The sequence below is a fragment of the Nocardiopsis lucentensis DSM 44048 genome, assembly GCF_000341125.1.
Lineage (GTDB): Bacteria > Actinomycetota > Actinomycetes > Streptosporangiales > Streptosporangiaceae > Nocardiopsis > Nocardiopsis lucentensis.
Map to the genome: position 1 here is coordinate 1 of NZ_ANBC01000035.1, position 12,209 is coordinate 12,209.

General features: G+C 72.0%; 16 protein-coding genes. 6 read left to right on the forward strand and 10 right to left on the reverse strand.

Annotation, left to right across the window (positions count from 1 at the left end; all coding sequences use genetic code 11):
• Positions 1-545: 545 nt before the first annotated feature.
• The 4 genes from D471_RS0100925 to D471_RS0100940 form a co-directional block, all read right to left on the reverse strand.
• Positions 546-1,115 carry a M48 metallopeptidase family protein gene (locus D471_RS0100925; RefSeq protein ID WP_026127284.1) on the reverse strand — a complete coding sequence of 190 codons (570 nt, stop codon included), beginning with the start codon at positions 1,113-1,115 and terminating at the stop codon, positions 546-548.
• A gap of 317 nt (positions 1,116-1,432) precedes the next feature.
• Entirely contained in the window at positions 1,433-1,597 is a 165-nt protein-coding gene (locus D471_RS40665) for a hypothetical protein (protein WP_017596887.1), read from the reverse strand.
• A gap of 49 nt (positions 1,598-1,646) precedes the next feature.
• Entirely contained in the window at positions 1,647-1,925 is a 279-nt protein-coding gene (locus tag D471_RS0100935) for a WhiB family transcriptional regulator (RefSeq protein ID WP_017596888.1), read from the reverse strand.
• A 208-nt stretch (positions 1,926-2,133) separates the two neighbouring features.
• On the reverse strand, positions 2,134-2,514 hold the full coding sequence (locus D471_RS0100940) for a hypothetical protein (RefSeq protein ID WP_017596889.1): 381 nt from the start codon (positions 2,512-2,514) through the stop codon (positions 2,134-2,136).
• 434 nt (positions 2,515-2,948) lie between these two features.
• On the opposite strand from D471_RS0100940, the gene D471_RS0100945 reads away from it, so the two are divergent.
• The 3 genes from D471_RS0100945 to D471_RS32475 all read left to right on the forward strand — a co-directional run bounded on the left by D471_RS0100945 (position 2,949) and on the right by D471_RS32475 (position 4,188).
• Positions 2,949-3,260 (forward strand): hypothetical protein, encoded by a 312-nt coding sequence (locus tag D471_RS0100945; RefSeq protein WP_017596890.1) that lies wholly within the window; start codon positions 2,949-2,951, stop codon positions 3,258-3,260.
• 132 nt (positions 3,261-3,392) lie between these two features.
• Entirely contained in the window at positions 3,393-3,740 is a 348-nt protein-coding gene (locus D471_RS0100950) for a hypothetical protein (protein ID WP_152486187.1), read from the forward strand.
• Between the two features lie 121 nt (positions 3,741-3,861).
• The gene (locus D471_RS32475) at positions 3,862-4,188 is read left to right on the forward strand and encodes a hypothetical protein (protein WP_083924003.1); all 327 of its coding nucleotides are present in this window, start codon (positions 3,862-3,864) and stop codon (positions 4,186-4,188) included.
• Positions 4,189-4,219: 31 nt separating this feature from the next.
• Here D471_RS32475 and D471_RS0100960 read toward each other — a convergent pair whose 3' ends face one another.
• The gene (locus D471_RS0100960; RefSeq protein ID WP_017596893.1) at positions 4,220-4,606 is read right to left on the reverse strand and encodes a hypothetical protein; all 387 of its coding nucleotides are present in this window, start codon (positions 4,604-4,606) and stop codon (positions 4,220-4,222) included.
• A gap of 50 nt (positions 4,607-4,656) precedes the next feature.
• Here D471_RS0100960 and D471_RS39275 point away from each other — a divergent pair, with 50 nt between their 5' ends.
• Complete coding sequence (locus D471_RS39275) at positions 4,657-4,851, forward strand: hypothetical protein (RefSeq protein ID WP_017596894.1); 195 nt, start codon at positions 4,657-4,659, stop codon at positions 4,849-4,851.
• A gap of 94 nt (positions 4,852-4,945) precedes the next feature.
• On the opposite strand, the gene tesB is transcribed toward D471_RS39275, so the two are convergent.
• Together tesB and D471_RS0100975 are read right to left on the reverse strand one after the other, a co-directional pair.
• Positions 4,946-5,836 carry an acyl-CoA thioesterase II gene (gene tesB, locus D471_RS0100970; RefSeq protein WP_017596895.1) on the reverse strand — a complete coding sequence of 297 codons (891 nt, stop codon included), beginning with the start codon at positions 5,834-5,836 and terminating at the stop codon, positions 4,946-4,948.
• Positions 5,829-7,976, reverse strand: coding sequence for an ATP-dependent DNA helicase UvrD2 (locus D471_RS0100975; RefSeq protein ID WP_017596896.1), 2,148 nt, complete (start codon positions 7,974-7,976; stop codon positions 5,829-5,831). The genes tesB and D471_RS0100975 overlap by 8 nt, the downstream gene beginning before the upstream one ends.
• 253 nt (positions 7,977-8,229) lie before the next feature.
• Here D471_RS0100975 and D471_RS0100980 point away from each other — a divergent pair, with 253 nt between their 5' ends.
• Entirely contained in the window at positions 8,230-8,490 is a 261-nt protein-coding gene (locus D471_RS0100980) for a mycoredoxin (RefSeq protein WP_026127285.1), read from the forward strand.
• A gap of 160 nt (positions 8,491-8,650) precedes the next feature.
• Entirely contained in the window at positions 8,651-9,106 is a 456-nt protein-coding gene (locus D471_RS0100985) for an ANTAR domain-containing protein (RefSeq protein ID WP_017596898.1), read from the forward strand.
• Positions 9,107-9,235: 129 nt separating this feature from the next.
• Here the strand turns inward: D471_RS0100985 and nudC are convergent, their stop codons facing one another.
• From nudC to D471_RS32480, 3 genes are all read right to left on the reverse strand, one after another.
• Positions 9,236-10,186 (reverse strand): NAD(+) diphosphatase, encoded by a 951-nt coding sequence (gene nudC, locus D471_RS0100990; protein WP_017596899.1) that lies wholly within the window; start codon positions 10,184-10,186, stop codon positions 9,236-9,238.
• 124 nt (positions 10,187-10,310) lie between these two features.
• Positions 10,311-11,693: a dipeptidase gene (locus D471_RS0100995; RefSeq protein WP_017596900.1), complete on the reverse strand. Its 1,383-nt coding sequence runs from the start codon at positions 11,691-11,693 to the stop codon at positions 10,311-10,313.
• A 149-nt stretch (positions 11,694-11,842) separates the two neighbouring features.
• The coding region (locus D471_RS32480; protein ID WP_017596901.1) for a peptidoglycan-binding protein at positions 11,843-12,209 on the reverse strand (367 nt) is incomplete at its 5' end.

Genomic DNA, 12,209 nt, shown 5'->3' on the forward strand with positions numbered 1-12,209 from the left:
CAGGCACTACCACTGCCACGGGCACGGGTGGGGGCACCACAGCGGCCACGGTGGCGGTTACGGCCACGGCCACGGTGGCGGCCACGGTCACGGTGGCGGTCACGGTGGCGGTGGCGGTGGCGGCGGACACCACAGCGGCGGAAACAACGACTAGGACGGACGCTGAAGACGGCGCCCACGCGTTCGCGGAGGCTCGATCCGCGCGGTCGGGCCTCCCCCTCGCAGGCCTCCGGGAACCCGCTCCTGCGGCGTCTTCGGGTCGGTGCGGGACTCGACGCGTTCACGAACCTGGTCGAGGACGGTGAACCGTGCGCCTCCAGCACCGCGATCACACCGCGGGCGACCGCCTCGCGGCCGATCCCGACGTACGCGCGGACGAAGTCGCTCGGCCGTTTCCCCGGTGTCCACGGCCGCCAGGTCTTCCCCGCTTCTGGGCCGCCTCGCCGCGACCAGCCCCACCCTCGAGGCGGGGTAGGTGACGACACGGGGAGCCCCGCAGCCGTGACCCGCTCCGCGTCCTCCCAGGCGGAGATCAAGGGCGGCGGTCAGTCCTCGGCCGCGACCCCAGCGGTGTCCTCTTCCTCCTCGGGAACGTCCTCCTGGTCGCAGGGCTCCAGACGCGAGGCGGCGCTGAACCCCTCCAGGTAGCCCCGGGCACGCTCGGCCTTGGGGTAGCGCCGCACCAGCTCCCAGAACTCGGGGCCGTGGTGCGCGTGGAACAGGTGTGCCAGCTCATGGACGAGTACGTAGTCCACCACCCATGAGGGCATGCCGACCAGCCGTCGGGAGATGCGGATCGTGCGGGTCTCGGGGGTGCACGAACCCCAGCGCGCGTTCTGGTTGTCCACCCAGCGCACGGACTCGGGCAGCTCGGTCCCGTCGAGGAACTGGCGGGCCAGCTCCAACGCGCGCTCGTGCAGCTCCCGATCGCCGGAGTGCCGTCGGCCCTCGCGGGCCTCCAGCCGTTGCAGCATCCGTCCCACCCAGCGCTTTTCCTCAGCGCGGGAGAACGTCGCGGGCACGAGGACGACCGTGGTGTCCCCGTCCCGGTAGGCCGACACGGTACGTCGGCGACGAGGACTGCGGCGTACCTCGACTTTGGTGTCTGAGGGCACGAACTTTACGGTAGCCGAGGGAAGCCCCGCAGCACAGATGCGTCTTGCGGAGAATTGTCCGCCTGCTCCGTGATGACCGGGTGACCCGACACGCACGAAAGGCCCTGCGGTGTGGCGAATTCCACTCTGAGCAGGACGATGTTCCGGCCGCTGGAAGCAGCACACGGACACCCCCGGCAGTGGTTCCATGATCCATCCGCAACGAAAACGAGACCGGACGGTGACCCCGTCCGAAGGTCACCGCCCGGCCCCCACCGCGCGTGAATGATCAGGTGGAGGGCCTACCGTCCGCCGCCCTCCCACCGGTCAGCCGTGCGTCAACACAGCCTGGACCACGCGACTTCCATGAGCGCCTCCTCCAAACGGCGCTCCTCCCGCTGGCGCGCGCGCAGTTGGCGCGCTCCGAGCCGGAGGCTCTCTCGGCGACGGGGTTCGACTTCCGCGCTCTCGACCACGCGCATGAGTTCCTGAAGCAGCATCATCGTTCTTCGTTCCTTCGTGGGAAGTGTGTTCGGGATCGGTGGGGTGGGGTCAGGCGGCGACCGGAGCGGGGTTCTTCCGGGGGCGGCCCCGAGGGCGCTTGCGCGCCACGACCTGGCCCGCGACGAGCAGCTGCCCGCCCCAGACACCCCACGGCTCCTTGCGCTCCAGCGCGTCCGCCAGGCACTGCTCCTTGACGGGGCACGAGCCGCATACGGCCTTGGCGGCCTCGACGTCGGCGGGTGCCTCGGCGAAGAACAGGTCGGGCTGGAGTCGGCAGGGAACTTCGGTCTCACCCAGCCAGGGCGTTTGCAGGACCGACGCAAGCATCGGTGCCCTCCAAGATCTTTGTTCGTTTCGTACAACGCGGTCGGTGCTTGCTGCCACCGGACGAGTCCGGTGCGGGACCTGGACTTGCGATGTCGCCGAGGCCGTCCACCGCCCCTGGGGGACGGAGTCCGGCTACGGAGATACAAAGAAAGCCGCGGCCCCTGTGCGGGGTCCGCGGCCACGGTCGAAACTCTCGGCCTGTTCTGCTCTAGGCCGGAATCCTCCGTGGACACTCCCCCACTGCGCCGTAGCGGCGCCGGGCGGTTTCGGCGTGGTTCGCCAGCGGCTCGCCCCATTCGGGAGCCAGCTCGAGCTCAGCGGACACACCACTGCCAGTACGGGCATCACCCTTGGCGACCTGGATCGCCGAGGGGCGGGACCCCTGGAATCCGGTCATGCCGAGGAAGCCGCCGAGGCCGCTCTCGCGACCGCCAGCGATACCGCTACCGGTGGTGGTGAACTCGCCGAACACGGCGTTGACGTCGCCGTGACCGTTCAAGGCGGTGCCCTGGGCAACGGTCACCGGACGCTGACGCGAAGACATGGCGAAGACAGCGACGAAGCCGGTGGTTTGCGTGGTGTTGCTCATCAGATGGGCACCTCCTTCACGATCGGGCGGCAGGGTCTTTCACCTGCGCCAGGGGCGGTCATGACGACGGTGTACACACTACGGCGTAGCCAAGAAAATCAGCAACCTATTTTTGACCTGCGAAAACGTCCGCATCCGGCCACGGGTTCAAGGGAATGTCCGCGCTCGCGGGAGCGTTACCGGGCGGCCGTCGGCCCGGTGTCCGCCACCCCGGCGCCGCCCCCGGAGCGCCGGTCCGCCGCGCCGCGGTCGTCGGCCGCGCCTTCGCCGCCGCCCGGGCCTGGACACACCCGCGACGAGGTCGGCGGGGGTTTCGGCGCACCGCGGCCCCGGTTCGCGCCATGACCGCCAGGTACACGGCTCCACCCCTCAGTAATAGGGATCCACCTGGAGTCATGACGGAGTGTCGTGGCGCAAGTACACAAGGAGTCGACGTGCGACGAACCACCGCCGCCCTCGGAACACTCACCACCGCGGCCGCGCTCACCCTGACCGCGGCACCCGCCGACGCCGCAGACGGGGTCATCTACCTTCTGTACGGGAACTCCATCGTGCGCGAGCACCAGGACCCCCGGGGCTGCTACCACGTCCCGCACGCCGTCGACGGCATCGACAACCGGACGGACAAGTCCGTCGTCCTGTCGCTGAACGCGTGCGACGAGCCCATCGACGCCCTGGACACCGTGACCCCCGGTGAGCGCGACTTCGTGCTCACCGGCGTGGAGAGCGCCCACGTGATCGACTAGGTCGACCGGGTCGGCCCCGTCCGGAGCGGGGCCGCCCTCGCGCCGGTACGTGCGCGGCGCCGCGACGAGTGATAGGTGTTCCACACAGAACAGACACGGAGAGTCATCACTCGGATGCCACAGGGAGTCGACGTGCGCCACACCGCCGCAGTCCTCGGAACACTCGCCGCCACGGCCGCGCTCAGCCTGGCCACGACCGCACCCGCCATCGCCGACGCCCCGGAGAGGGCGACCCACTCGCACCCGGCCGACGGGACACTCGTCCTCTTCCTCGACGCGAACGGGCCCGTGGAGTACGAGGACCCGGTCGGCTGCATCACGCTTCCCGAGGGCCCCACGGCGCTCTTCAACGACACCAACCGGCGCGTCTACGTGTCCACCACGTCGTGCGCCTTCCATCCACGCGTCGTCGACAGCGTGCGCCCCGGAGAGTTCGGGTCGCTGCCCGGCAACACCAGGAGCCTCGTCGTCCGGAGCTAGTCCGCCGTGCCGCCCCCGGCCGGTGCGGTACGGGGGCGGCCACCGAGGTCGGTCCCGCGTCGCGGACGTTCCACGGGACGCGCGGCTGATCGTCACCGACCGCCCACCCGAAGGAGTCGACGTGCGTCGAACAGTCACCGGACCCGGCGCCCTCGCCGCGGCGGCCGTGCTCATCCTCGCCACCGCCGCGCCCGCCGCCGCGGCCACGGGGAAGCTCGTCTTCCTCACCGCCGGCGGGGGCGCCGTCGTCCACGACGATCCCGTCCGCTGCGTCGACCTCCCGGACGGCACGTGGGCGGTCCACAACGGCACCGACGCCTTCGTCACGCTGAACAGCGCGCCCTGCGCCCACTCCGCCCAGCTCGGCATCGGCACCACCCTTCCGCCCTCCTTCGGCCTCCGGGTGGACCGGATCTTCACCGCGAGCGTCCGTATCCCCGGGGACTAGGTGTACTGGCCTGAGGGGTGAGGAACACGGGTCAGATGTTCGACGCCGTCACGGACGTCCGCGACGCCGCTCCTTCCCGACCGGCGGCCGCCTCCGCGAGCAGTGCCGCGGCCTCGTCCGCCAGACCGAGCGCCCGCCCGCGTTCCACGGCCCGACCCAGGTGCGCCCGGGCACCGTCCCGGTCGCCCCGGAGCGGGGCGGTACGCCCGAGCCCGGTCTCGGCCCGCACCTGGCCCCGGGTGAACGAGCGCTCCGCCGCGATCTCCAGCGCCCGCCGGTACAGCCGTTCTGCCCGGCCGGTGTCGTCGTCGGCCAGCGCCGAACGGCCGAGCCGGGTGAGCGTGCCGACCACGTCCACCCACAGGCCCAGGTCCTCGGCCGCGGCCAGGTCCTCGCTCAGGAGCGCGGCCGCGCGCACACGGTCCCCGCGCAGCTCCGCCAGGCGGGCGAGCGACCGACGGGCCCGCGGTGCCCCCAGCGGTCCCCGAGCCCGCGGAACAGGTCGGCGCTGGTCTCGGCGTCCGCCTCCGCCGCCCGCGCCTCGCCCCGGTCCAACCGCTGCTCAGCGCGTTCGGCCAGAGCGAGGGCCCGTCCCCACGGGTCACCGGCGGCGCGGGCTCCGCCGAGCGGGCGGGGGAGGGCCTCGAGGAGAGTCCGCTGTGAGGGGGGACGGCCCGGACGGGTGATCCAGGGGTGTCGACCGGTTCCCGCCCCGCGGCCCGTCCGAGGCACGGCGGCCGGGGCGGGCCGGGGCGGGTCAGCCCCAGCCCTCGGCGTCGACGACCCGGATCAGGCCCTCCTGCACGACCGAGCACACCAACTGCCCGTCCCGCGTGTAGACCAACCCGCGCGCCAGTCCCCGCGCGCCCTGCGCGCTCGGCGCCTCCTGGGCGTACAGCAGCCACTCGTCGGCGCGGAACGGCCGGTGGAACCACATCGCGTGGTCGAGGCTGGCCATCGAGATCCCCGCGAACGACCTCCCGTGTCTGAGCAGGACGGTGTCGAGCAGGGTCATGTCCGAGGCGTAGGTCATCAGGCACACCTGCGTGAGCCGGTCGTCGGGGAGCTTGCCGTCGACCTTGAGCCACACGGGGTTGCTGGCCGTGCGCAACTGCGGGTTCCGCTCGGCCTCGAAGGACAGCGGCCCCACCGGACGCAGCTCGATCGGGTGCCACCGGACGAACCCGGGCACCTTCCCGAACGCCTCCTGGAGCCGCTCGCGCGTGCTCGGCAGGTCCTCCGGCGGCGGGACGTCGGGCATCGGGATCTGGTGGTCGAGACCCGGCTCCTCCTTGTGGAAGGAGGCCGACAGCGTGAAGATCGCCTTGCCGTGCTGGACCGCCACCACGCGGCGGGTGGTGAACGAACGTCCGTCACGGACCCGGTCGACCTCGTACACGATCGGTACACGGGGGTCACCGGGGCGGATGAAGTAGGCGTGCAGGGAGTGCACGTGCCGGTCGGTGGGCACGGTGCGCCCCGCCGCCACCAGCGCCTGGCCCGCGACCAGACCGCCGAAGACGCGCTGCGGCCCCTCCTCGGGGCTGTTCCCCCGGAAGATGTCGTCCTCGATCCGCTCCAGGTCGAGTACCTCCAGCAGATCGGACAGGGACTGCCCGCCGCCCTCGACCTCCACGCGCTCACCCATCGATCGGCTCCTCCCCGTCCTCGGCGTCCGTGCCGCCCTCTGCCCCACCGCCCGGCTCGGACCGTTCCAGGACATCGGCGGGGTCGGCGCCCGCGACCAGCGCGAGTACGGCTTCACCGTAGCGGTCGAGCTTGGCCTGGCCGACACCGGACACGGCGGACAACTGCGCGAGGCTCGACGGCTCCTGCTCGGCGATGGCCTGGAGGGTGGCGTCCGTGAAGACCACGTACGCGGGCACCTTCCGCTCCCGGGCACTGTCCCGGCGCCACTCGCGCATCCGCTCCAACAGCGCCTCATCGTAGCTGGAGGGGCAGCCCAGGCAGCGGCCCAGCTTCCGCTCGGCCGCATCGGCGAGGGTCACCCCGCACACCCGGCAGCGCACGGGACCCCTGCGGCGCTCGGCCCTCCGGCCGGACGTGGACGGGGAGGCGGGCCGCAGCCCGTCCAGGAAGCGCGAGGGCTTGCGGGTGCGGCGGCCACCCGGGGAGCGGGCCAGCGACCACGACATGGACAGGTCTCGACGCGCGCGGGTGACACCGACGTAGAACAGGCGGCGCTCCTCCTCGACCTGCTCGTCGGTCTCGGCGTAGACGATGGGCATCATGCCCTCGGTCAGCCCGACCAGGAACACCGCGTCCCACTCCAGACCCTTGGCCGAGTGCAGGGAGGCGATGGTCACCCCCTCGAAACCGGGGGCGTGCTCGGTGGCCATGCGGGCGTCGAGCTCCTCGACGAAGTGCGCCATGGTGGCGGAACCCCCGTCGGGACCGGGCACGGCGGCCATGTCCTCCGCGAGCTGGGAGAGCGCCGACAGCGATTCCCACCGTTCACGGGCCTGGCGGCCCTCGGGGGCCTGGTCGGTCAGCCCGAGCGGGCCGAGCAGCTGGCGGACGGTGCGCACGAGCGGTTCGTCGTCCTCGCCGGCGGCTCCGTGCCGGGCGCCGCGCAGGGTGTGGACGGCCTGCTTGATCTCGGGGCGCTCGAAGAACCGTGTGGTGCCGCGCACGGTGAACGGCACCCCCTCGTCGGACAGGGCCTGCTCGTAGGCGGCCGACTGGGAGTTGGTGCGCACCAGGACGGCGATCTCGCTGGCCGGGACGCCCTGTTCGATGAGGAGGCTGATCTTGCGCGCGACCCCGGTGGCCTCGGCGGGCTCGTCGTCGTACTCCTGGTAGATCGGGTCGGGCCCGTCGGGCCGCTGGGCTTGGAGGGTGAGGTGGCCGGTGGTGCCGCGCGCCTGCCCGATGACGTGGTTGGCCACCCGCACGACCTGGGGCGTGGACCGGTAGTCGCGGACGAGTTCGACGACGGTGGCGTGCGGGTAGCGGGCGGCGAACCCGGTCAGGTAGCCGGGGGTGGCCCCCGCGAAGGAGTAGATCGTCTGGCTGGGGTCGCCGACCACGCACAGGTCGTCGCGATCGCCGAGCCAGGCGTCGAGCAGGAGTTTCTGGAGCGGATTGACGTCCTGGAACTCGTCGACGACGAAGTACCGGTACTGGTCGCGGACCCGCTGGGCGATCGCGGGGTACTCGGTGATCATGCCGGCGGTGAGTTCGAGCATGGACTCGAAGTCGAGGAGGTTGTGCTCGCGGCGCAGTTCCTCGTAGGCCTCGAACACCCGCGCGACCTCTCCGGCGGGCATCGGCGACTGGCGGCCCGCCTTGGTGACGGCCTTGTCGTAGTCGGTGGGGCGGACCTGGGTGACCTTGGCCCACTCGATCTCGCTGGCCAGGTCGCGCAGACCCGTCCGGTCGGGTTGGAGGCCGACCGAGTGGGCGGCGCGCGCGACCGCCTTGATCTTGCTGTCGATCAGGGTGGGCAGGGGGCCGCCGATCACCTGCGGCCAGAAGTACGACAGCTGGCGCATGGCCGCGGCGTGGAAGGTCCTCGCCTGCACGCGGGGGGCGCCCAGGCCGCGCAGGCGGCCGCGCATCTCCCCGGCGGCGCGAACGGTGAAGGTGACCGCGAGGACCTGCTGCTCGCCGACGACGCCGCTGGCGACCGCGTGCGCGATCCGGTGGGTGATGGCGCGGGTCTTGCCCGTCCCGGCTCCGGCCAGGATGCACACGGGCCCGCGCAGGGCACGTGCCGCCTGGGTCTGTTCCGGGTCCAGTCCCTCCAGGACGCGGTCGGGATCCATGGTGCTCCTGCGTGTGGTCGGGGCGTCTGAGCGGTTCTGGGGGATCAGTCTCTCAAGTATCGGCCGTCACCGGGAGCGGATCGGCACCGCGCCCCTTCGGAGCGCCACCGAGCAATCCGGAACCAGTCCGGTCTGTGAGGCGTCCCACCGTGTGTCCGGCGGTCGCGGGAAGCGGGTCGCGCCACGCGGTGTTGTCACGTGGTGGATCGACCGATCCCCACCGAACGCCTGACAGGAAGTGGATATGAGCGACATGACGAAGACGGGCACCGAACTGTTCACGATGTACACCACCCCGTGGTGCGGATACTGCAAGCGGCTCAAGAGCCAGCTGGCCCGCGAGGGGATCACCGGGCGTGAGGTGAACATCGAGGAGCACCCGGAGTCCGCGGAGATCGTGATGAAGGCCAACGGAGGGAACCAGACCGTTCCCACACTGGTCTTCAGCGACGGCGCGGCGATGACCAACCCGTCGCTCGCTCAGGTGAAGAAGAAACTGACCGAGTTGGCGTAGGTCGGTGCGCGGACCGCGGTCCCCCTCGGGACGCGGTCCGCACCGCGGGGATTCCTCCCTCGGGGCCGCGGCCCCGGAGCATCCGCGTACCGTCCGGCGACCAGCACGGCCAACCTCTGGTTGGACGAAGACGACGGGGAGTGTTGAGTTGGGGGACGACATGAGGCCTCATGACATCGCGGTCGCCGACACGTTGGACGTCGGCGTGGTGCGCCGCACCTCGACGGGTTGGCGGGTCGAGGGCGGGCAGGAGATGCCCGACCTGGTGAGCGCCATGGTCCTGGCGGACCTGCTGTCGAACGAGGCCGGTGTACCGAAGCCGCGCGCACAGTCGCCCGGGCGCGCGCCGGAGGGCGCGACCGAGGTGGAGCGGCTGCGCCACACGGTCGCGCAGCTGGAGCACGCCCTGCACTCGCGTGTCACCGTCGAACAGGCGATAGGTGTTCTGGCCGAGCGCCACACCCTGCTGCCCAGAGAGGCGTTCGAGCGGCTACGATCCTCGGCGCGTTCGCGCGGCCGCAAGGTCGCCGACCTGGCACGGGACGTGGTGGAGAGCAGCACGAGCCCCCTGACCTCGCTTCCGGACGAGTTGAACACCTCGGCCGGCGCGAACTGAGACCGCCGCCGCCGGCGGCGGGGGGACGCGAGGCCGGGCACCGGGCCCCGCACGACCGATCCCGGGGGACGGACGTGCGGGGCCGTGTTCGTTCTGGTCCTCCGCTCCGCTTCGGACCGTGTTCGGGCGTCACCACTCGCCGGGCAGCTCGCCCCCGTACCAGTGCTCGATGAGGGAGCGCGCGATGGAGACCCGGCCGGGCAGCGTGACCTCACCGGAGTCCACGGCCGCGAAGAGCCGCTCACGCGTGAACCAGCGGGTCTCGGCGATCTCGTCGTCCGTGCGCTCGGTCTCACCGACCGCCCGCGCCGTGTACCCCACCATGAGGCTGCGTGGGAACGGCCAGGGCTGCGACGACAGGTAGCGCGGATCCTCCACGACGATCCCGGCCTCCTCCGCCACCTCGCGCACCACCGCCTGCTCCAGCGACTCACCGGCGTCCACGAAGCCCGCCAGGACGGAGAAGCGGTGGGACCCCCACCTGGGGTTGTTGCCCAGCAGGGCCTCCTCACGGCCGCCGCGCTCGCGGTGCACCAGCATGATCACCGCCGGGTCCATCCGGGGGTACTGCTCGGTGCCCTCCTCCTGGCATACGCGCATGTGCCCGGCCGCGGCCATGGTCGTGCGCGACCCGCAGCGCGGGCAGAAGCCGTGCGAGGCGTTCCAGTTGGCCAGCGCGACCGCCCGGGTCAGCAGGCCGGTGTCGCGGTCGTCGAGCAGAGCGCCGACCTCGCGCAGTGACGCCGGTTCGGCGGTGGGGGTGGCGGCGAGGTCCTGGAGGGAGCGGACCGCGAAGTAGGCCGTACCGTCCTGGACGCCCAGCAGGTACCGCTCGCCCTCGGGAGCCTTGTCCGGGCCGGTGAGCACGAGTCCGGGCACCTGGCCGGTGGTGACGAGCGCGCGCGACTGCTTGTTCATGACCGCCTGCCAGCCGTAGCTGCCGGGGTCTCCGCCCTCCAGGACGAGCACCCGCGTGTCGGGGTCCGCCCACGCCCTCTCCAACCACGCGGCGTCCGCGCGCCGATGGCCCGCGGGGTCGACAGCGGCACGGGACAGCGAGGGAATGGCGTCGGCGTCCATGGGTCCTTCCGGATGGTCGGTCTGCCGTGGGGGCACGGTCCTCATGTACAGGTAACACCACCGGGGACCGCGGCGCATGCCCGGTGGTGTCCCTCCGGCTCCTTCGCCCCGTCCCGGAGCGCGCTCAGGCGCGGCGTGCGGCGGCGAGCTCCTCCCACAGGTAGGCGGCGCTCTCGGCGCCCTTGAGCAGGAGCGGGACCTCGACCTTCTCGTTGGGTGCGTGGATACGGTCCTCGTCCAGGCCGACCGCGACGAACACCAGGGGGGCGCCGAGGACGTCGGCGATGTCGGCCTCCGGGCCGCTGCCGCCCTCGCGGGTGTACAGCACGCGGGCGCCGAAGGCGCGCTCCATCGCGGTGCGCGCGGCCCGCAGCTCCGAAGAGGTCAGGTCGGAGGCGCACGCGCGCACGCCGGGGCCGCCGAACTCCAGCTCGGCGCGCAGGCCGTCGGGGACGCCCGCCTCGACGTAGGCCCGGACACGGTCCTGGACGTGTGCGGGCTCCTGACCGGGCACGAGTCGGAAGCTCACCTTGGCGTGCGCGGAGCGGGGCACGATCGTCTTGCCGCCCGCGCCGGTGTGCCCGCCCCACATGCCGTTGATCTCCGCGGTCGGGCGCAGCCAGATCCGCTCCAGGGTGCTGTATCCGGCCTCGCCCCAGGTGGCGGTGGAGGCCGCGGTCTCCAGCCACTCCTTCTCTTCGAAGGGCAGCTGGGCGATGAGCTCGCGCTCCTCGTCGCTGGCCTCGACCACACCGTCGTAGAAGCCGGGGACGGCGATCCGCCCGTCGGCGTCGTGCAGGCCGGACAGCAGGTCGCTCATGGCCTTGAGCGGGTTGGGCACCGCGCCGCCGAAGGAGCCGCTGTGCAGGTCACGGGAGGGGCCGTACAGGTTGATCTCCACGTCGGTGACGCCGCGCATGCCCACGCACATGGAGGGGGTGTCGGCCGCCCACATGGTGGTGTCGGAGATGACGGCGACGTCACAGGCCAGCCGCTCGCGGTTGGCGCGCATCAGCTCGGCGAAGTGCACCGAACCCGACTCCTCCTCGCCCTCGACCAGCAGCTTGAGGGTGACGGGCGGGGCGTCGGCTCCGGACGCGGCCAGGGCGGCGCGCACGCCCAGGGCGTGGAACAGGACCTGGCCCTTGTCGTCGGAGGCGCCGCGCGCGAACAGGGAGGTGCCGCGCTCGGTCGGCGTGAAGGGATCGGTCTCCCACTCCCCCACCGGGTCGACGGGCTGGACGTCGTGGTGGCCGTAGACGAGCACGGTGGGCGCGTCGGGGTCGGCGGCGGGCCACTCGGCGTACACGGCGGGCAGGCCGGGTGTCCGCCACACCTCGACGGTCGGGAAACCGGTCGCGGTGAGGTGGTCGGCGAGCCACCGGGCCGAGGCGCGGACGTCGTCGGCGTGGGCGGGGTCGGCGGAGATCGACGGGATCGCCAGCCACTCCTTGAGTGAGGAGAGGAACTCGTCCCTGTGCGCCTCGATGTAACCGCGTACGTCCATTTTCCACCCGTTCCTTACTCGACGTCCTTGTCCGCTCCGAGCCTAGGCCGTCGGTGGGGGTTCGGGGCACCCGCCGCGGGTGGGGCGGGGGCGGCCGGGACCGGCGCCCCGGTTGGGCGGTCGGCGACCGCCCAACCGGGGCACACGCCCTAACTCTTGGGAACGCGGAGCTGGTCCCAGGTGGTCTTGCCCGGCGAGCCGTCGGCGTCCGCGCCGGAGTACCCGAGCTTCTCCTGCCACTTGGCGTAGGAGTCGCGGTCCACGTCGGACCACTGCGGGCCCGGTCCGATCTGGTACAGCCCGCAGCCCTCGGCCACCAGTCGGCGGCCCATGTTGGTCACGATCGTGCTGTTGGGACTGTCCTGGAAGAAGTCGGCCCCCGGGTAGGGCTCGTACTCGGTCGAGTACCTGGGCACCCTGAGCTGGTCCCAGGAGGTCTGTCCCGGCCAGCCGTCGGCGTCCGCGCCGGTGAAGCCCAGCTTCTCCTGCCAGTTCGCGTACGACTGGCGGGCCGCC